Origin of the sequence: Psychrobacter sp. ANT_H3 (genome assembly GCF_027919975.1) — a bacterium.
Taxonomy (GTDB): domain Bacteria; phylum Pseudomonadota; class Gammaproteobacteria; order Pseudomonadales; family Moraxellaceae; genus Psychrobacter; species Psychrobacter maritimus.
Genome location: NZ_JAQISM010000007.1, coordinates 146,406 through 167,061, shown reverse-complemented (window position 1 = coordinate 167,061; position 20,656 = coordinate 146,406). Strand labels below are relative to the sequence as shown.

At 44.1% G+C, this 20,656-nt stretch carries 18 protein-coding genes and 4 tRNA genes; 13 read left to right on the top strand and 9 right to left on the bottom strand.

Features of this window, described 5'->3' with window-relative positions; genetic code table 11:
* Positions 1-308 precede the first annotated feature (308 nt).
* Positions 309-1,973, top strand: coding sequence for an AMP-binding protein (locus tag PG901_RS05685; RefSeq protein ID WP_271133820.1), 1,665 nt, complete (start codon positions 309-311; stop codon positions 1,971-1,973).
* 105 nt (positions 1,974-2,078) lie between these two features.
* On the opposite strand, the gene PG901_RS05680 is transcribed toward PG901_RS05685, so the two are convergent.
* The 4 genes from PG901_RS05680 to hemA form a co-directional block, all read right to left on the bottom strand.
* Positions 2,079-2,498 carry a YeeE/YedE family protein gene (locus PG901_RS05680; RefSeq protein ID WP_271133819.1) on the bottom strand — a complete coding sequence of 140 codons (420 nt, stop codon included), beginning with the start codon at positions 2,496-2,498 and terminating at the stop codon, positions 2,079-2,081.
* Between the two features lie 112 nt (positions 2,499-2,610).
* The gene (locus tag PG901_RS05675; protein WP_271133818.1) at positions 2,611-3,048 is read right to left on the bottom strand and encodes a YeeE/YedE family protein; all 438 of its coding nucleotides are present in this window, start codon (positions 3,046-3,048) and stop codon (positions 2,611-2,613) included.
* Between the two features lie 188 nt (positions 3,049-3,236).
* Positions 3,237-4,370: an aminotransferase class V-fold PLP-dependent enzyme gene (locus tag PG901_RS05670; RefSeq protein ID WP_271133817.1), complete on the bottom strand. Its 1,134-nt coding sequence runs from the start codon at positions 4,368-4,370 to the stop codon at positions 3,237-3,239.
* A gap of 185 nt (positions 4,371-4,555) precedes the next feature.
* Positions 4,556-5,935, bottom strand: coding sequence for a glutamyl-tRNA reductase (hemA, locus tag PG901_RS05665; protein ID WP_271133816.1), 1,380 nt, complete (start codon positions 5,933-5,935; stop codon positions 4,556-4,558).
* Between the two features lie 671 nt (positions 5,936-6,606).
* Here hemA and PG901_RS05660 point away from each other — a divergent pair.
* From PG901_RS05660 to PG901_RS05610, 11 genes are all read left to right on the top strand, one after another.
* Entirely contained in the window at positions 6,607-8,565 is a 1,959-nt protein-coding gene (locus PG901_RS05660; protein ID WP_271133815.1) for a tetratricopeptide repeat protein, read from the top strand.
* A gap of 222 nt (positions 8,566-8,787) precedes the next feature.
* A complete protein-coding gene (gene lolB, locus PG901_RS05655) occupies positions 8,788-9,426 on the top strand; it encodes a lipoprotein insertase outer membrane protein LolB (RefSeq protein WP_271133814.1) in 639 nt (212 codons plus the stop codon).
* Positions 9,427-9,487: 61 nt separating this feature from the next.
* Positions 9,488-10,444, top strand: a complete 957-nt coding sequence (ispE, locus tag PG901_RS05650) for a 4-(cytidine 5'-diphospho)-2-C-methyl-D-erythritol kinase (RefSeq protein WP_271133813.1) — start codon at positions 9,488-9,490, stop codon at positions 10,442-10,444.
* A gap of 44 nt (positions 10,445-10,488) precedes the next feature.
* Positions 10,489-11,067, top strand: coding sequence for a hypothetical protein (locus PG901_RS05645; protein ID WP_271133812.1), 579 nt, complete (start codon positions 10,489-10,491; stop codon positions 11,065-11,067).
* 172 nt (positions 11,068-11,239) lie between these two features.
* Positions 11,240-11,315 (top strand) — tRNA-Gln (locus PG901_RS05640).
* Positions 11,316-11,558: 243 nt separating this feature from the next.
* Positions 11,559-11,634, top strand: a tRNA-Gln gene (locus PG901_RS05635).
* Positions 11,635-11,744: 110 nt separating this feature from the next.
* Positions 11,745-12,692 (top strand): ribose-phosphate pyrophosphokinase, encoded by a 948-nt coding sequence (locus tag PG901_RS05630; RefSeq protein ID WP_149490452.1) that lies wholly within the window; start codon positions 11,745-11,747, stop codon positions 12,690-12,692.
* 511 nt (positions 12,693-13,203) lie between these two features.
* Positions 13,204-13,878, top strand: coding sequence for a 50S ribosomal protein L25/general stress protein Ctc (locus tag PG901_RS05625; RefSeq protein ID WP_201564486.1), 675 nt, complete (start codon positions 13,204-13,206; stop codon positions 13,876-13,878).
* Positions 13,879-14,075: 197 nt separating this feature from the next.
* The gene (pth, locus tag PG901_RS05620; RefSeq protein WP_201618983.1) at positions 14,076-14,657 is read left to right on the top strand and encodes an aminoacyl-tRNA hydrolase; all 582 of its coding nucleotides are present in this window, start codon (positions 14,076-14,078) and stop codon (positions 14,655-14,657) included.
* 153 nt (positions 14,658-14,810) lie between these two features.
* Positions 14,811-15,191 carry an aspartate 1-decarboxylase gene (gene panD / locus PG901_RS05615; RefSeq protein WP_045443274.1) on the top strand — a complete coding sequence of 127 codons (381 nt, stop codon included), beginning with the start codon at positions 14,811-14,813 and terminating at the stop codon, positions 15,189-15,191.
* A gap of 176 nt (positions 15,192-15,367) precedes the next feature.
* Complete coding sequence (locus PG901_RS05610; protein WP_271133811.1) at positions 15,368-16,381, top strand: calcium/sodium antiporter; 1,014 nt, start codon at positions 15,368-15,370, stop codon at positions 16,379-16,381.
* 77 nt (positions 16,382-16,458) lie between these two features.
* Here PG901_RS05610 and PG901_RS05605 read toward each other — a convergent pair whose 3' ends face one another.
* The 3 genes from PG901_RS05605 to PG901_RS05595 form a co-directional block, all read right to left on the bottom strand.
* The gene (locus tag PG901_RS05605; RefSeq protein ID WP_271133810.1) at positions 16,459-17,112 is read right to left on the bottom strand and encodes an RDD family protein; all 654 of its coding nucleotides are present in this window, start codon (positions 17,110-17,112) and stop codon (positions 16,459-16,461) included.
* Positions 17,113-17,378: 266 nt separating this feature from the next.
* Positions 17,379-17,455: transfer RNA gene (locus PG901_RS05600), tRNA-Arg, on the bottom strand.
* 186 nt (positions 17,456-17,641) lie between these two features.
* Positions 17,642-17,731, bottom strand: a tRNA-Ser gene (locus PG901_RS05595).
* Positions 17,732-18,086: 355 nt separating this feature from the next.
* Between PG901_RS05595 and PG901_RS05590 the strand changes: the two genes are divergently transcribed.
* Positions 18,087-18,881 (top strand): hydroxymethylpyrimidine/phosphomethylpyrimidine kinase, encoded by a 795-nt coding sequence (locus PG901_RS05590; protein ID WP_271133809.1) that lies wholly within the window; start codon positions 18,087-18,089, stop codon positions 18,879-18,881.
* Positions 18,882-19,002: 121 nt separating this feature from the next.
* On the opposite strand, the gene PG901_RS05585 is transcribed toward PG901_RS05590, so the two are convergent.
* Both PG901_RS05585 and proC read right to left on the bottom strand, forming a co-directional pair.
* Positions 19,003-19,572 (bottom strand): YggT family protein, encoded by a 570-nt coding sequence (locus PG901_RS05585; protein WP_201564470.1) that lies wholly within the window; start codon positions 19,570-19,572, stop codon positions 19,003-19,005.
* Positions 19,573-19,739: 167 nt separating this feature from the next.
* Positions 19,740-20,573, bottom strand: a complete 834-nt coding sequence (gene proC / locus PG901_RS05580; RefSeq protein ID WP_271133808.1) for a pyrroline-5-carboxylate reductase — start codon at positions 20,571-20,573, stop codon at positions 19,740-19,742.
* Between the last annotated feature and the right edge of the window lie 83 nt (positions 20,574-20,656).

The window sequence follows — 20,656 nt, the reverse complement described above, 5'->3', positions numbered from 1 at the left end:
CTTATCAGCTACGCGGACAAGCGACTGATGAGTGAGCAATATATTGATGCGAATGTTCAGCAACTTGGTTTATGACTCGATTTTATGGCATTTAGCAAAGTAAACCCCACAAAACCTGCCCAATTTTTAGTTCGATTGGCTATAATAGCTAAGGCATTGTTATATAAATACGCTATAAGCATGAGCTATGACATGCTAAATATATAAGCCATGTACTAAGCGAAATACGGGTTTTACTGAGTATCAGCAACCGCTTCGCTAAATCCCTGCACCATCGAATACTAGCAATACGATAAAGGACTATCCTAATGACAGACTTCCACACCGGTCTTGGCAAAAACACTGCCAACTATCAACCGCTTACCCCTATTGACTTCATCATCCGTAGCGCGCAGGTTTATCCTGATAAAACCGCTATCATCTATGACGATTTAGAACACAATAACCTCACGCAAACGTGGCAGCAGACCTATGATCGTTGCCGTCAATTGGCGGATGGTCTACGTAAACTGGGGATTGATAAAAATGACACCGTGGCGGTCATGATGCCAAACACCCCAGCGATGGTCGAATGCGCCTTTGGTGTACCCATGTCAGGCGGGGTACTTTGCACCCTTAATACCCGCCTCGATATCAACGCCCTGACCTTTTGCCTACAACATTCTGAAGCCAAAGTGTTGATTCTAGACAGCGAGTTTGCTGAACATGCTGAAATTATCGAAGAAGCCTTTCCCAACTTAATCGTGATTCATGCAACCGATGCGGCGCTCGATATCGAGCATTTTGGTCGTATGAGCTATGAAGAATTAATCGCCAGCTCAGATAGCTTGGATAATTGGGAAAAACCAACAGATGAATGGGATGCCATTGCGCTTAACTATACCTCTGGCACCACTGGCAAGCCCAAAGGTGTGGTCTATCATCACCGCGGTGCCACCCTAAATGCCGTCTCCAACATTTTAGATTGGGATATGCCCAAGCACCCGATGTATCTATGGACACTGCCATTGTTCCACTGTAATGGTTGGTGCTTTCCATGGACTATCGCCGAGCGCGCGGGCGTCAATGTCTGCTTGCGTAAGATTGACGCTGATTTAATTTTGCAGCTGATTGCCAAGCATAAAGTCACGCATTATTGCTCAGCGCCGGTAGTACACAATATGATTGCTGGCGGTAAACCGGAATACAAAGAAGCCATTAACCATGAAGTCAAAGGCTGGGTCGCTGGTGCGCCGCCGTCTGAAACCATGCTCGCTGCTATGGAAGCGATGGGCTTTCATATCTCGCACGTTTATGGTCTCACCGAAGTCTATGGACCGGTCACTGTTTGCGCTGAGCAAGAAGAATGGGATGCGCTTGATGTCGCTGCTCGTGCGCAAAAGAAATCACGCCAAGGTGTGACCTCGCATTTGATGAAAGGCTTTGAGCTTTTTAAACAAGGCACTACTGAGCCGGTTGCTGCTGATGGCGAAGAGATGGGCGAGCTGGCACTGCGCGGTAATATGGTAATGAAAGGCTACCTAAAAAGCCGTAAAGCGACCGAAGAAGCCTTTGCCGACGGTTGGTTCCGCACCGGTGATTTGGGCGTCAAATACCCTGATGGCTATATCAAAATCATGGATAGGCTTAAAGATATCATCATCTCAGGTGGCGAAAATATCTCTAGTATCGAAGTCGAAAACGTCTTATATAAAATGCCTGAAGTACAAAGCTGTGCTGTCGTCGCCGCGCCGCATGACAAATGGGGCGAAGTGCCTGTCGCCTTTATCGAGATTCATGCTGGTAGCACCTTACAACGTGATAATGTCATGGCGCATTGCAAGCAGCATTTAGCTGGTTTTAAAGTACCTAAATATATTATCTTTGCTGAAATCCCTAAAACCAGCACCGGTAAAGTACAGAAGTTTGAGCTGCGTCAGGCGGCAAAATCATTGGCTCATGAGACGCCAAAAGTCAGCCCAAGTACCACGTAGGACAATGCAGTATAAGCTTTTTGTGTAATAATTAATTGAGCATAAAAAAGGTCAGCCTAATGAATGTAGGCTGACCTTTTTGCTTAGCTATTATTAATCAAACGACTAATTCAGTTTTGGCTCAAGCCATTGATAGACCAGCATGCCGATTATCATCGCTGGGATAAAGACATACGCCTGCCATTGTCCTGTACCAAGCAGCACGATTCCTGGTCCTGGGCAAATCCCCACCAAGCCCCAACCGATACCGAATAGCATCGCGCCAATCACCAGTCTCTTGGTTATCTTAGTTTTAGTGGGCATTTCAATGTCATCTCCTACCCAACTAATACGCTGACGTCTAGCCAACTGCACGCCGACTATCGCCACCGCTAGACCGCCACCCATCACCAGTGCCAGAGAAATATCCCACGCACCAAAGACGTCCAAAAAACCCTGTACTTTAGCAGGGTCGGTCATCCCTGATATCAGCAGTCCAAAACCGAATAATAACCCTGCCAGTAATCCAATTATATTTTTTAGCATGTTTGTTTCTCGCACCTAATGTGTTAATCCAAGCTGTTATAACAATCTATTATGACTAGCTGTTATAAACAATATTCAACGCTGTCTTCGCAACGTGCTGTCTATATGACTTTTAAATCAAGCCCAAGACATGGCGACCAACATAAACCGTCACAATACCAAACAACATAAAGGTCACCGTCGCCGCCATCGAACGTGGTGACAGTCGCGCATTACCGCAGATACCATGTCCGCTAGTACAGCCTGAACCTAAACGCGTGCCAAAACCGACAAGCAAACCTGCGCCGATTAATAACGGTATAGAAGTACTTACTTCTATCACTGGTAACGGATTGACCAAACGATATAATAACGGCGAGATAACAAGACCGGCGATAAATAACACCTGCCACATCTCAACGCGCTTGGGTTTTAAGAGACTTGAGAAAATACCACTAATACCCGCAATACGACCAATACCTAATAGCAGAATAACGGTCGCCACCCCTAGCATCAGACCACCTACCAAGGAGATTGGCGTAAATGCCTGCCAGTCTATTTGTATACTCATAATGTTTACCTAAGCCAATTTTTATCAAATACGGATTTAAATTCGTTTTATATAAATACATTATATAATAAAATATAATAAATAGGTAAAAAAATACTGAACCATCGTTACACAGGCTCAGTATCCTTTTTACTATAAAAACAGCTTAATAAATACAGTCATTATTATAAATATAGTAATTATTTAAACTATTTAGCCAGTACTTCATCAAGCGCTTTTTCAAAACGCTGTACCGCACCGTCGACATCGGTCAATTTATCAAGACCAAATAGACCTAAGCGGAAGGTTTTAAAGTTATCAGGCTCGCCTACTTTTAACGGGACACCAGCAGCGATTTGCATGCCAGCTTCAGCAAAGGCGCTCCCCTTATGCATATCATCACGCTCGGTATAAGCAACCACGACGCCCGGCGCCTCAAAACCTTTTGCCGCAACGCTCTCAATACCTTTAGTAGCTAATACTTCACGGACGCGCTGACCAAGCTCCCACTGTGCCGCACATAGTTTATCAAAGCCCACTTCTTTGGCCTCATTAACGGTATCGCGGAACTGACGTAAGCTATCGGTTGGCATCGTTGCATGGTACGCATGACCGCCATTTTCATAGGCGCGCATGATGTTTAACCACTGTTTTAAATCTAGGCTAAAGCTATCAGACTCGGTGCTGTCTACTTTTTGCACCGCAGCGGCGCTCAGCATGACCAAACCTGCGCCCGGTGTGCTGCTCCAGCCTTTTTGCGGCGCGCTAATAAGCACGTCAATGCCCAAGTCTTTCATATCGAGCCAGACGCAACCTGAAGCGATACAGTCAATGACTAATAAGCCGCCAACGCTATGAACGGCCTCGGCCAATGCTTTGATATAATCTTCTGATAAAATAATACCAGATGAGGTTTCAACGTGCGGCGCAAAAACCATGGCTGGTTTTTCAGCTTTGATTTTAGCAACCGCTTCATCGATAGCAACTGGAGAAAACGGCTTTGGGGTATCACCCTCTTCACGATTGGCAGTCAATACCGTAGACGACTTGGCAATTTTGCCTTTTTCTAAAATTTGCGTCCAACGATAGCTAAACCAACCGTTACGGATAATCAGGCAATCTTCATCATTGGCCAATTGACGCGCCACGGCTTCCATGCCATAAGTACCAGAACCAGGAACGATGGCAACGGCATCAGCGTTATAGACTGATTTTAAGTCTCTAGATAAGTCGTTCATGACTTGCTGAAAGACTTTTGACATGTGGTTTAGGGCACGGTCAGTATAGACCACTGAGTATTCTAATAAGCCGTTTGGATCAATATCTTGACGTAATGCAGTCATAGGACGCTCCTAGTATAATAAGAGAAAATTTGGTTACTGGGTTTTGAGTTTTGGGCATGGCTGAGATTTTGCCACATCACTGATGTTTTTTGCTCTATCGATTATAGGGGGTAATTTAGCAAAAAACCAACCCGTGTTTAGCAAATGGTTTAGCGGCTAGTTAGATGAGTGGTTTGATAAATGGTTTAACGACCGCGATGCGCCTCTTGTAATCCCGAAACCACAAAATCTAGCAACTCATTATCGCCTTCACGTGCCGCTTTACGCATCAGCTTCGATGGCGCATGGGTCAGCGTCTGGGTCAAACGTCGCGACAGCTCAATGAGAATGTCCTCAGGGCTGGCATTATCCTGTTGCAGCTTAGCAATAGATTCATGCAGCAGTTTATCGACTTGGTCATGGGTGCGCGCGCGATATTGCTGAATATCTTTGCCGACTTGGCGCACTTGAAAGCGTCGATCCATCTCAACGACCAATTGACTGACGAGCAGCTCAGCATCGACCGCCGCTTGCCTACGCTGCTCAATATTACCAGCAATCACGTGTTGCAAATCATCGACAGAATACAGATAAACATCATCGATACGGCTAATAGTCGAATCAATATCGCGCGGCACGGCCAAGTCAATCATCAGCATCGGCTGATAGCGACGGCTTTTAAGCGCGCGCAAGGTCATGGTTTTATCAATCAGCACATCCATGCTACCACTACAGCTACTGACAATATCGGCTTCTGCCAATACTTGCGGCAACTCTTGCAGCGCTCTCACCTCTATAATGCGATCAGGTCGACGCAGCTCAGCGGCCAATGCTTCAGCACGCTCAGGATTACGGTTACAAATAATAACCCGACCGACCCCAAGCCCTGCAATATGGGTCGCTACCAAGCGATTCATCTCGCCTGCTGCGACGACTAATAAGGTACGACTGGGCAAATCGTCAAATATTTGCGTCACTAATTTGGCGGCAGCATAGCTAAGGGATACCGCTTGCGCGCCCACTTGGGTTTCGTTACGCACGCGTTTGGCGGCGGCAAATACCTGATCGACAATCCAGCCAAGCTGATTGCTTAGGGCTTTTTGATCCTGCGCCAAATGCACAGAACGCTTGATTTGACCAAGTATCTGCGGCTCACCCAATATCATCGAGTCAAGACCAGCGGCGACTCTGAGCCAATGGGTCAATGCATGAGTATCACGGTGCACATAAAGATAAGGGTCAATCTCATCCAATGACAACTGCTTAAAATCCGCCAGCCATGCTTTTATTTTTAAAATATGGGCGCTGATGGCCGCTGAAGCAGTCTGCGTAGCGACTGCATTATTGCTGGCAATAGTAGCAGCTTGTGGCTCTGATAAATGTGCGCCTGATTCTGGCGGTAATGAGATTTGCGGGACGAGCGCATAAATCTCAGTACGGTTACAAGTAGAGACAATCACGCTACCATCGGTAAAGCGCTCTAGCTGTTTAAGGGCGATATTCACATCGTCACCAACAAGCGCCAAGCGCTCTCGTAGAGCGACTGGTGCGGTTTTGTGATTGACCCCAATGACCACTAATCTCATTATTGATAGACCATAAATATAACGTTTACCTGCCAGCCAAACGCTCTTAGAATGTTAAGAAATCCTATTCAATCAGCAGTGCTAAAAAACAGCTTTTCACAGACAGCGCTTGATAAACTGCCTTTGAAAAAATGTCTTTAATAAACCACGCGCACGAGAGACATAGTGTAAACGCCTAAAAAGCGCTTATTATATCATTATTGCCAGCTTTATTTAACAGGCAACGCTTGGCGATGGTATTTGTCTGTATCTGGGCATGGCCGCGATAAATCAACTGCTATGACGGCTTTTCAAGTAAATGCTGCTAAATAGCTAAGTTTAAAAAACGCTAGTAGTGTTCATCTTGTTTATTAGCAATTTGTTTATTAGTAATGATGGACAGCAATGACTATCAACAACGGGTTATTCAATAATTGAGTGATTGCCGCCAACTTAGGATAATTTAGCAGTTACTTAATCCTCTAAATATTGCTAACATCCGAGTAACACGGGCGCTATTGTTTATCCCCTCAATCTACTCTTATAATGCTAGTGACAGGTTTTCTTCGCAGCTATTTCTAAAATAATAACAATAAAATCACCTTGTTATGCTGCAAACGATTTGACGGGTAAATAATGGGTAAACACTGCTAGCTATGATTTTTTTTGGCTCATCCTTTAGATTGCAACCTATGCATCATGATCAGTCTCGCCTGCGCGCTTTACTGCACGCTATTATTGAGCGGCTATGCCAGCGCCATCAGCTAACTTTATCGTTGGCCGTTTGCTTATGCCTAGGATTACCTGCCCACGCCAAATATATCAGCCCCTCACTACATATCAGCTCCTATGACATCTCTGCCGTCGTCGCCAGTGATGCCAATACTAATAATGTAAATATTAGTGATGTAAACATTAATGATGCTAGTAGTGAAAATTCTATTAATACTCCTGCTCATAAAACGCTTACCAAGCAATCATTTAATCAACAGCCACAAACCACTGAAAACGTGGCTAATGTCAACAGTCTAGCACCGACAAGCGGCGGGCAAGTGACGCTTAGAGAACCAAGTTTGTACGCGCTTTTAGATGCAGAGTTTGCCGCGGATCGCGATGATACCGAACGCGCGCTGACCATCTATAAGCAGCAGTCTTTTAAACAAGATGCGACGGCGGTATTTGAGCGCGCGCTAAGCTTATCTTTACGTAATGAGAGTGTTGAGGATTCGCTGCGCTTTGCCAAAACTTGGCAAGACCAAAACCCCGACCACGTGCCCGCGTGGTTTTATGTGGCGCACTTAGCCTTGCGCGCTCATGATTATGAATTGGCAGGCGAAAGCCTGAATCGTATTTTAAGCTATGATCCGCGTGCCGATCTTAGCGAAATTCTGATTGGCATTTATCCCAGTACTGATGAAGACAAACGCGAACTACTTGCCGCTCTGCAACCTATCGATAGTGAGCAAAACGCTTCTTTGTCAGTGTTAAAAGCCGGTTTGCTGTATCAGTTTAATGAGCCTGAGGTTGCCATTGTCCATATCGATCGCGCTTTAGCCCGTCAACCTGATTATGTGCCTTTCATTACTTTAAGAGCCGATATATTGCGCAAGACTGAGCCATCAGAGGCAGTCATTCACTATATTAGCCAAGCCCGCCTACGTAATCCTGATAGCAAGAGCTTATATTTATATGAGATTCGCTACTTACTTGATTTAAAACAAAGCGAGCAGGCTTGGCAGCTGTTACTTGACGCCCATGAGCGCTTTGTCGATGATGAAGAGATTACCTTGCTGGCCGCACTGGTCAGCTTAGACGTTGAAGAGTACGCCAGCGCTGATCAGCTACTCAATATGTTGGCCAAAAGTCCGGCTTACCTTGACCAAGCCTACTACTATCTTGGTATCAGTGCCGAGCGCCAGCAGCGCTTTGAGCAAGCAAAGCACTATCTCAATGGCGTCATGCAAGAGGACTTGGTATTAGAAGCGCGTCGAAAAGTGGTTTCGTTTGAGCTGCTCAATGATGACGTCGAGGCAGCCATCGCAACTTTAGAGAAGCTGCGTAAAGACTTTAGCGTCTTCGCCCCTGACAGCTTTGTGATGCAAGCGGATATCTTGTGGCAGCAAAACGAAGCCGATGAAGCGCTACGGTTATTAACGCGCGCCGCTCGCAAATATCCTAATAATGAGATGCTGCTATTTGCACGCGTCCAACTCCTTGATGACAAAAACGATTATATCGTTAAGCGTACTTTGCTCAATCACTTGCAAGCGCTTGACCCGACCAATCTCTCCTATCAGCTCAGTTACGCGCAGCTATTGCTAGCCAATGAGCGCAGCTCTGAGCAAGGTTTAGCGCTGGCAACGTCTATTATCCAAATCCGTTATGATGACCCGCGCTATGACAATGAGCTGCACCTGCAAGCACTCAATATACTGGCAGCGGATGCCTTAGCGACCGAGGACTACCAGCAGGTCATCGACTATCTACAAACGCCGTATGACGTCTTCCCGACCCTACGTTCAGGCACGCTGTTACTACGCGCTTATCAAGGTTTGGGCAATAATGAGAAAGTCGAAGCATTATTGGCAGACTTACAACAGCGCTTCTCATTTGGGCAGCGCAATATCAACGACCGGATACAGCTTTATTAATGCGCTTTTTACTTAAAATCCATTTAATACTGATAATAAAACACGGCTAGAAATAAAAAACGCTTGCCATAAAAACTACAAGCCAGTTATAAGAAATGAACAGCCGCGCATCAGCGAGTAACAAATAACGCTTAAGCTAAGCTCTTTTTAAGCTTTTAAATATATGAGCTTCTAAATATCAAAATATTAATTTTGTAGATTTGTCACTTTTGAGGAATAACCATGTCCGTATTAAAAAAAACTCAGCCAACTAAACTGGCGCTATTCACCGCTTTAACCACCGCGCTTATGATTACCTCTGGCTGCCAGTCATTAACAACCGCCAACGCTACCAACCAGCCTATTGGCACGGTACAAGGTCAAAGTGCTGAACAACCAAAAAAACTTGAGAGCTTTAATATCACGGGCAAAATCGGGGTCACAACGCCTAGTAAGGACAATTCAGGAAACCAAGGCGGTAGTGCGTTTTATGCATGGGGTCAACAAAATGACCGCTTTGCTATCGAATTGATTGGCGCGCTCGGTATTGGCAAAACCAATATCGAATATAATGGTCAGTCAGCGACTTTAGTCAGTGAAAAAACCGGTACTTTAACCGCCGATGACCCTGAAACTTTGCTAAAAAAAGCGACTGGCTGGCAAGCGCCGATTTCACAAATGCCGTATTGGATATCGGGTCGCCCAGCGCCTTCAGACAGCGCGCCACAGCTTGATGCCCAGAACCGTTTGATTAGCTCAGTTAATGGTGAATGGCAAGCCAGTTTCACTTATAAGGGCAATGATAAACTGCCAAATAAAATCAGTGCGATGCAGTCACAAGGCAATAAAGTGGTGATGACCATCGATCATCAAAAACAATAGTAATACGCAGAAAGCAGAATACATTGTGATATTTACGAACAATTCATAAAGACATTTATTTATGACTGAACGCCCCACAACAACATCGGTTATCACGCGCTTATCACCGGCAAAGATTAATTTATTTTTGCATATCACCGGTAAGCGCGCTGATGGTTATCATAATCTGCAAACCGTCTTTCGCCTGCTTGACTGGGGCGATTATCTGCATTTCACGCTTGTAGACGACGCAGCATTTTCTATTATAGATAAGACCTTAGACGCTAATAAGCTATGTCATCAGCTTCTCACGCTGTCTGGTGCCGACACCATAACCAGCAGTATCAACGACAATCTTATTTTTAAAGCTGCTAGTGCGTTATTAGCATTTGTCATTCAAGCAAACAGACTACCTCAGCAGCTGGCGCCAGTACAAATCACCTTAGATAAACACCTACCGATGGGCGCAGGTTTGGGCGGTGGTTCATCCAACGCTGCGACGACATTATTAGTATTAAATGAGATTTGGCAGCTTAATCTTAATCAAAATGAGCTAATAAAAATTGGCGCAAGCATTGGCGCCGATGTGCCGATATTTATCTTTGGGAAAGACGCCATTGCCATGGGGATTGGCGAGGAGCTGACAGCCATTGCTTTGCCCGAGCAACAGTATTTAGTGTTAACGCCAAATGCGCATGTGAGTACTGCTCAGCTGTTCACCTATCCACAACTACAACGAGGTATCGCCCCGCTATCGATTGAAACCATTCAAAGCCAGTCCAATGAGTATGTGCAACATTTAAACTCGCCTTATCAAAATGTCTTTACGCCAGTAGTTACTAGCCTTGCTCCTGCTGTCGATGAAGCGTTACGTTATTTGCAAGGGTTAGAGTCACAAGCATTGGGCACAGCACGGATGACCGGCTCTGGTAGCGCGGTGTTTTTGCCATTGGATACGAGTGTCACGACTGATAAGACGCTGTTGGCAAAATGGATTAAAGATGCGCCTTGTGCAGGGTATCTGGTGAGTAATTTATAAAATGGACGTGCCCTACTCAAACTCTCAAATAAGTTGGTATTAATATGAACTATTCATATCTAAATAAGAATCTAATAGCCGCCACCGTTTTTATTTGCTTATCATCAAGTTTGACTGGGTGTACATTACTATCTAAATCTCAAGATGAGTCTAATGCTAATCGCTTATCCGATAAAATAACTTTGCCACAACAGCTAGACATAAAAGTAAAAGACAACCCTCGAAATGTAGAGGTTTCTCAGCAGGATTCCAAAGTCAGCTCGCCTACTGAACTATTCACTTATGCTGCTACTCTTTCAATGCGCGAGATCAATTTTGTTTTCAAAGGTAAATACGTTATCAAAAATAACTGCTTATACTTTGTCAAAAATGATAATGAGTATCTTAGCCCTATTTTTTACCCCGATAGAGCCATTCTTTTTGAGAATGAACAAGCCATTTCTCTAAATGGAACTAAAGTTAAACTCGGTGATGAGGTTGTCACTAGCGGTATAATTAAAGAGCGTATAGGTAGTTACTATTTACGAAAAGGGGATATTGTCATCGAAGACCCAGAGAATACAGCTTGTTTGACGGAACCTGCAATATTTATGAGTGGTAGAGTGGTCAATCCTCTCGTCTAAAAGAAAATCGCACAGCATCAGCTTACGATTAACAAACTTAATAAAAAACCTCTATTCACTACAATAGTAGCTATGCAACTCAGGCTAATTCACTTACTTTCGAATAAAAGCCATAAAAACACCTAAAGACCTTGCATATTCTGAAAACTTATTTATAATAGGTCGCCTCAATAGGGGTATAGCCAAGTTGGTAAGGCATCAGGTTTTGATCCTGACATCCGTTGGTTCGAGTCCAGCTACCCCTGCCATTTTTAAGCGCAAAGCGTTTGATATGTAGCTATTATAAGCAGTTTTTAAATAAACGCTTATTTTATTGACATTGACAACGTTATCCCAGTTTCGGTATAGTTCGCAATGAACACCGTTAGGGAAAAGTTATGTTGTAGACGGTTTATCCGTTTATAAAATAACGAACAGGTCGTGACGCTATTCTAAGCGTAATTTTATTAAAAGTTGCTATTAGATATCGACGTACACAGCCTAGACATTACAGGGGTATAGCCAAGTTGGTAAGGCATCAGGTTTTGATCCTGACATCCGTTGGTTCGAGTCCAGCTACCCCTGCCATTTTTTACTGTAATAGTAGTCATCAATACTTTTCAATACTCTTTTCTTAATTTGAGCAGTTTGACACTGCTTAGCGGTCGCTGCTTGAGTCAATCAATAGGACTTCTGTCATGCCTTATTTGGCGATTTTTACGGGTAATGCTCACCCTGAATTAGCAAAAACCGTAGCCGATCATCTTCATATACCTCTTGGTAAAGCTGACATCACGCGTTTTTCTGATGGCGAAATTGCCGTGGAAATCAAAGAACACGTACGCGGTAAAGACGTGTTTATCATGCAGCCTACTTGTGCACCGACCAACGACAATTTGATGGAAATCATGATGATGGCCGACGCCTTGCGTCGTTCTAGTGCTGGCCGTATCACCGCTGTCATGCCTTACTTCGGTTATGCCCGTCAAGACCGTCGTCCGCGTTCAGCCCGTGTACCTATCTCTGCTAAAGTCGTCGCTGACATGCTAAACATCGTCAGTATCGATCGCGTCATGACCGTTGATTTGCACTCAGATCAGATTCAGGGCTTCTTTGATATCCCAGTCGATAACATCTACGGTACCCCTGTATTATTGAACGATCTTAAAAAACAAGATTATGACAACATCATGGTGGTTTCACCTGACGTTGGCGGTGTGGTGCGTGCGCGTGCCATGGCTAAGCAATTGGGCGATACAGATATGGCGATTATTGATAAACGCCGTGCCCGTGCCAATGAGTCACAAGTGATGCATATCATCGGTGATGTCCGTGACCGTGATTGCGTCATCGTTGATGATATGGTCGATACCGCAGGTACGTTATGCAAAGCCGCTGAAGCACTAAAAGCAAACGGCGCGCGCCGCGTATTGGCTTATATTACCCACCCTGTCCTATCGGGTAATGCGCTGAAGAACATCAGCGAATCGGCATTGGATGAGATTGTGGTTACTGATACCATCCCATTGTCTGACGCTGCTAAAGCCTGTAGCAAAATTCGTCAAGTGAGCATCGCACCGATGCTGGCTGAAAGCTTACGCCGTATCAATAACGAAGAATCAATCAGCGCCATGTTTGATGCCTAGTTTGACGCTTAAGATTTTCTGCTGCTAGAAAAAGCGCTAAGTTTTATTACTTGGCGCTTTTTTTATATCCTATTTTTGAGCGGCTTTGATACATAGGCTTTGTCTATATAAGTACCACGAGTAAGAAAAATCTATTTCCGTAGCGCTTTATAACTTTTATCCTTTTTTTATTTAGGATTGACTATAGTTTTCTGCCGAGGCATTTTATATAGCCATTTCACGTAGGTCTTTATTATTACTACAAAAGCACGTATAATGCGCGCCTGTACTGACCGTTTTTTATGATTTAAGACAGTCGGGATACTTAAAAGTGCTGATCACGCTAAAAACCCATAACTTTCCTCATTACTATGATGCTGAAAATTGGTTATTAGCGAATGGCTTAAGAGAATAGTGGTTGATTTTTATTAACACTCATCTCTTTTAGCTATCATCACCCATTAGTGGATTGGTCGCAAATCCACTTTTTTATGACCAGACACTTCCTCATTCTTTTTATAGGATTATATCCATGAGCATTAATCATTTTGAATTAAACGCAGTTGATCGTTCTGCTGAGCTACAAGGTAAAGGTGCGAGCCGCCGCCTACGTAAGCAGAACCTAGTTCCTGCTATCATCTATGGTGGTAACGAAGAGCCAGCCGCTATCTCTATCAAAATCAACGAGCTAGTAAAATCTCTTGAATTTGAAGCGTTCTTCTCACACATTTTGACGCTAAATGTAGATGGCGAAGCACATCAAGTGGTTATCAAAGACCTACAACGCCATCCAGCTAAAGGCTTCCCAATGCATGCTGATTTCCAGCGCGTTGTGAAAGGTCAGAAAATCAACATGAACGTTCCATTACATTTTGCTGGTCGTGAAGAAGCGCCTGGTACTAAAGCTGGCGGTGTTCTATCTACGCTAGTGACTGATATCGAAATCGTTTGCCTACCATCACAACTACCTGAATACTTAGAAGTTGACGTATCAGGCATGGAAATCGGTGATCTATTCCGTCTATCAGACATCAAACTACCTGAAGGCGTTATCATCTTTGATCTTGACATGGAAGATGCACACGACCGTACTATCGTTAACATGCAGCCACCAACCGTTGAAGAAGTTGACGAAGACGCTGCAGAAGTTGATGCCGCTGACGTACCTGCAACTGAGCAAGCTACTGAAAACAAAGACGGCGAATAATAAACCACCGTTACATAGAGACTGCAATCTAGCGTTTACTATGTAATACAAGGTTCGTTTAGTCAAAAAAATAGCAGGTGATGAATATCTCCTGCTGTTTTTGTAAGTAAGGTTTGAAAAATAACAGTTGTGCTATCAATAAATAGCATCATCACAAGCCTTACCACTCATTTATTAAATTTAAGCAGGGTGTTTTTATGGCCATAAAGCTTATTGTCGGTCTTGGTAATCCTGGTCAGCAGTATATGTTTACGCGTCATAATGCAGGATTTTGGTTCGTGCATCATTTGGCTCAGCAGTTTAATATCGCCCTCGCCCCTGACAAAAAATTCCACGGGGTGACAGGACGCGGGCAAATTCATGGGCATGACGTGCGTCTGCTGATGCCACTGACCTTTATGAATAAATCCGGTCAGTCGGTGGTGCCGATGGTTAACTTTTATGGCATTAAAAATGATGAATTGCTGATTGCCCATGATGAGCTCGATATTCCAGCCGGCAGCATCAAGCTCAAAACCGATGGCGGTCATGGCGGTCATAATGGTCTGCGTGATATCACGCCGCATATTGGCAACGACTTTCATCGTCTGCGTGTCGGCATTGGTCATCCTGGTCATAAGTCTAAAGTCAGCGGTCACGTGTTATCGAAAGCATCTCCCGATGAGCAAATCGCCATTGATAGTGCCTTAAGCGCTGCTTTTGATGCCTTGCCATTGCTATTAGATGGCGATATTGAAAAAGCGCGTTCACAGATTAATGGCTTTAAAGTACCGGAATAAGCTGCCGTTATTTGCATTACTTTAAGTCATTTAAATTACCAACACGTAAATTTAGCAGTGACTTTTAGGCAAATAACTTTTATTCTAGCAACCTTGTCCCCATTAAGCTTTTGATTTGACTCATTTATATCAGTTACCCTAAGGAAGCAACCTATGCTACTTAACATGCTCAAGTGCAAATTACATCGCGCCCGTGTTACTCATGCTGAGCTGCACTACGAAGGCTCATGCGGTATCGACGGTGACTTACTCGACCTTGCTGGTCTACGCGAAAACGAATCTATCGACATCTATAATGTCACCAACGGCAAACGCTTTCGCACCTATGCGATTCGCGCTGAAGCGGGCTCTGGTATTATCTCGTTAAATGGTGCCGCCGCCCATATGGCAGATTTAGGCGATATCGTCATCATCTGTGCTTATGCCCATTTTGATGAAGTAGAAGCAGCAACTTATCAGCCAAAGCTGGTTTATTGCAACGAAGACAATACCGTCAAAGACACTGCCAATATCATTCCGGTACAAGTGGCTTAATAACTATTGATGTTAAGGTGTTTATTTTCACAAAAATACGCTTAACTATCATAATAAATAGCGGATGGTTAGCTACGTAAATATTGTGTTTTAATAAGAAAGCCGAATCTGAATAGGATTCGGCTTTTTTTATACTCATTTATCCATTTATCCATTTATAAGAAAGGAATTTACTGATGTGGTTGGCGGTTGTTGCAGTATTGCTTGGTTTGGCAATTTTGGTTTGGAGCGCGGATGTTTTTATTGATGGCGCGACCGCACTGGCAAAAAAGCTAAATGTGCCAAGTTTTTTGATTGGGGTGATTATTTTAGGGCTTGGCACTTCTGCCCCTGAAATGGTGGTATCAGTATTAGCCGCAATAGAAGGCAGCCCTGAGTTGGCATTGGGTAATGCTTACGGCTCAAATATCATCAATATCGCTTTGGTATTGGGTGCAACGGTACTCATAAGCCCCATTATCATCCATACAGGCATCGTTAAGCGTGATCTGCCGATACTGGTAGCGATTACTGCTTTGGCGGCGTGGCAGCTGCGTGACGGGCTACTAAGCTTTACTGATGGATTGGTGCTATTGGCATTGCTTGTGGTGGTTTTGGCTATTCAAATCGTAATGAGCTTACGTGAAGGCAGCTCAAAACACGTAGATGAAATCAGTCACGGTAATATCGTAGATAGTAAGTTATTAGAAAGCCAAGCAGGAAAATCAGATAATACTGAACCCAGTTTAATACGGGGTTTGGGTGGGCTATTTCTTGGATTATTGATGTTGGTTGCCAGCTCACGCGCGATTGTTTGGGGCGCGGTTGAATTGGCGACTTTTTGGGGGTTGAGCGAGCTGATTATTGGTTTGACCATCGTCGCTATTGGGACGTCTTTGCCTGAACTGGTCGCAAGCTTATCCGCCGCTCGTAAAGGCGAGCATGATATGGCATTGGGCAATATCATTGGCTCTAATATCTTTAATACCTTGGGCGTTGTTGGGCTTGCAACGCTCATCGCACCAATTACAGCCAATCCAATCATCTTATCGCGTGATGTGCTGACGATGGGCGTCATCACCTTATTGCTTGTCGTTTTATCTCTCTTTGCCTTTATCAGCAAACGCCCATTTGGTCGCACATCTGGCGCGACGCTGATGCTGTTCTTTGTCGGTTATACGCTATGGCTGATGCAAACCGCCAATATGTAAAGCCGTTTAGCCGTTTAACATTAGAACCTCTTAACACTAAAGACTCTTAACGTTAAAACCTTTAAATACTAAACATATTATTTATTGGCTTTGCGATTTCTAATCACCCGCCATAACCCTTCATTTTCTGTTTTTGGCATCTTTAAGGTGATGGTATTCGAGAGCATATCTTGTACCGCAAGACCGCGACGGTTAAACAGACAAAAGGCATAGTTAAAGACAAAACCCAAAAAGGCACTGGTCAATAAGATAGCCCGTGAGCCGCCGATGACACTACCAATAAGGCCAAATATGAGCGGCATCAGACTTGCGGCCAAGATACGTTTAAACGACTGCCCCCATGTTAGCAGGTGACCGCTATTATTGACCGTCTTTAAGCGCCACGTTTGCATACCGAGTGTTTGCCCGCCGCGGCGCCAAAACAGCCCATAGAAGCCCACTAGCGTCAGTATAAATGACGGTGTCATTATGGCATTCTGATACCACGTCGGCAGCGATCTGGCTTGTTGCGATTGCGTGCCCGTCTCCATCGTCAATAGCGTACCAATCACGGTCAGTATGGTCCCGACCAAAAACAATAAAGCCAAAATCAACATACCATCATAAAGAATAGCCGCCAAGCGCGTGCCAGGTTTGGCAACCATCGCTTCTTCAACAGCAGAGGTTTGATGCGCTGATTGTTTGCGTGGCGATTTTGCTTTAGTAGCAGCTTTTGGTGACGATTTTGACATGATACAAGCCCATAACAAGCGGAAAATAGAGCGCTCATTGTACCGTAATTCAGGCACTTAGCGTACATTATGATAAGACAAGACTTCTGATGCAAAAGGCTGTTGACTGAAACTTAGAAGGAAGGCAATAAATTGGGGGAGAAGCTCACTGAAATAGCAACTCTACAAAAACGACAGATATAAAAAAATCGCCAAATTGTCATAAGACAGGCGATTGATTTAGTTTTAGCTTAATAGTTACATGAACAAATAAGCTAGTATGCAAATGGTGCGCTTGGAGAGATTCGAACTCCCGACCCCTTAGTTCGTAGCCAAGTGCTCTATCCAACTGAGCTACAAGCGCGTACTTTGCACATTATCTACTGAATTATTCAAGAACAATTGCAGTAAATTAGGTTGGTCATTATATAGATAATCTCGCTTGTGTCAACATCTTTTTTAGTTAAATTCAAATTATTTTTAAACTTTATACTAAAAAAATCATTAACGCCAATTTCTGCGTTATTACTCTTTATAACAACTGAATAAATGGCGGTGAAGGAGGGATTCGAACCCTCGATACGCTTACACGTATGGTTCCTTAGCAGGGAACTGGTTTCAGCCACTCACCCACTTCACCGAACGATTTAAGACACTTATCGAAATATTCTTATTAAAAAATGCTTTTTAAGCCAAATATCCTTTTAAACACAGTATCGATGCTAATGATACGTCTTATGCCGTGGGCGGTATTATAGCAAAGCCAAAACGAATTGCAAGCATTGTCTACAGATTTAACCCTACATTTGCCATAATTATCGATTTAAATGCCTTTATTATTTTTTAAGGGTGAAAATCGCCTAGTTTAGCCATAAAAAGCCAATTTTATTTTAGGTTTTACTATTGATTGACGAGAATCTAATGGCTATGGCTTTTTGGGCAATGGATGGCTATAGTATTTATGATTCATTGTAGAATAAATAAAAGGAAGGGTTATGCGACCAGTGGTACTGTGTTTTTCAGGATTGGATCCGTCAGGCGGTGCTGGATTACAAGCGGATATCGAGGCGATTGGCCAAGCAGGCGCTCATGCTGCCATCGCTTGTACAGCAATCACCATACAAAACTCGCAGCAAGTATTTGGTTTTGAGGCTTGTGCTGCCGCCTTGCTAGAAGCGCAGGCAACCACAGTGCTCGATGATTTACCTGTGCGCGTAATTAAGTCAGGTATGCTTGGCACCACTGACAATATCGCTATGCTGACGCGTTTGTTTGCCGAGCAGGTTATCGCTGCTGAGACGCCGTTTGTACTTGACCCGGTATTGGTTGCCAATAGCGGCGGCAGCTTAGGTGATGAGCAAACCTTGGTAACGGCGTTTAGAGAGCTGCTCCCCTATGCGACATTAATCACGCCAAATACCCATGAGCTACGGGCTTTAAGCGGTGAGCAAGATTTGCATATCGGTGCGCAAAAACTATGCGCCAAAGGGTGTCATGCGGTATTGGTTAAGACCTCACACGACTTTGATAGCGGTGATATTGAGCAGTATTTATATATCAAAGGCGAGATGGTACATAAAAGTATCTTGCCACGCCTAAAAGGCGAATTTCATGGCTCTGGCTGCTCATTAGCAAGCTTTATCGCCGGAAGCTTAGCAATGGGCGATGCGCTTGTCGAGGCGGTAAAAGCGGCGGATAGTTGGATTACCCAAACGCTGCGTGCCGCTGATGCGCCGCACCCTGATAATGCTAACGCCCAATTGATACCCAATCGTTTTGTAGAATTTTAGAATCATCTATAGATGGTAAATAAAAAAAGGCGCTCTATATTTTATAGAGCGCCTTTTTATTCAGTGTTCGATTTTATACTAACTTTAACTTAATGAATTTAACTTAGCTCACCATTGGCATTTAGCCCAACATTGGCATAAAGCTTGATGCCAATCCACCGATAAATATCTCAAGTAAATAAAAGGCAAAAAAGGCAACCATCGGTGATAAATCAATCATACCTAGGTTTGGCGTAATGCGGCGAAACGGCGCTAAAATTGGCTCCGCTAAATTAACAATAATGCCAATAATCGGATGCTGAGATTGGGTAAACACCACAATCCAGCTCACAATGATAGAACCAATAACGAGATAGCGGCACATACGCAAAAAGTCTAACACCAAGCTGATAGTACCAGTAAAAAATAGCGGTACAGGCGCAATGCCTTTATGTGTCAAAGCCGCCTTACCAGAGATATCAATCAGACGAATTAAGAACATCAATACAATGGCAGCAATACTAATACGACCTTGGGCGACAGTTGGGAAAATACGCCCGAACACATCGACGATATGGGTGGCTTTATAAGCAGGGGCAACCATAGGATTGCTGGCATCCATCCCAGCAAACTGCAGCATAAAACGGATAAACACCAACATCATGGCGAAGGTAGTGACCAAATCAAAAATTTGCAATAACAGGTTGTTCATGAAGTGCTACTCAATGTGACATTATTAACGGGATTTAGGATGACGAATGTCATTATCAGGCATTTTTATGACTTTAAGTTTTTTATGACTTTAAATTTTTATAATTCTAAATAGGGCATCTCATAAATCATGACATACCCTATCAGTAGAGCACTAACCATTAAAGGCTATTTACTCATCTCTTCACTCAGCGCTTGGCTACGGTCATAACAGGCCTGCATGGCTTCAATTATTTGACGACTGATGTCATTGGCCTGCATGGACTCAATGGCTGCTTGGGTCGTGCCGTTTGGTGAAGTGACTTTACGACGTAGCTCGCTTGGTGCGTCTTCACTACCCAGCGCCATTTTTGCCGCGCCCAGCATGGTTTGCAGCGCCAGTGCTGACGCTTGCTCTTTATCCAATCCTAACGCCACTGCGCCATCGACCATCGCTTCGATAAAGTAAAACATATAAGCGGGCGCTGAGCCTGATACGGCGGTGACCGCATGCATGTGTTCTTCATTATCGACCCACATGACCAGACCTGAGGCTTCCATCACTGCGGTTGCCAATTGCTTTTGTTCGGCAGAAATATCATCCGTACCGTACAGACCAGTCGCGCCCATTTGAATCATCGCCGGCGTATTTGGCATCGCACGAACGATATCGCCATAGCTACCTAGCATATTTGATAACAGCTCAGTCGACAAACCTGCTGCCACTGAAATCACCAGCTGCGTGTCTAAAACGTCAGCAAAACCACTGACCACTGCTTTCATGACTTGCGGCTTTACCGCCAATACCACGATGTCAGCACCGATAACCGCCGCTTTTGCATCGGCAGTTGGATCAACCGTATTCAATCCTTTCGCAGCCAATTGCTCGCGCGCTTCACTACTCGGATCAGCAACGGTAATCAGACTCGGTTTGACACCGCAGCTGACTAGCCCGCTAATCAAAGCCTGCGCCATATTTCCGCCACCGATAAAGCTGATTTTCTTATTATCTAATACTGACATACGTGTCTCCTATTCAAAAAATGCAAAGGCATTCAAACTAACATAATGATAGGTAAAATGACACTCAGTTTACCATACTGCTA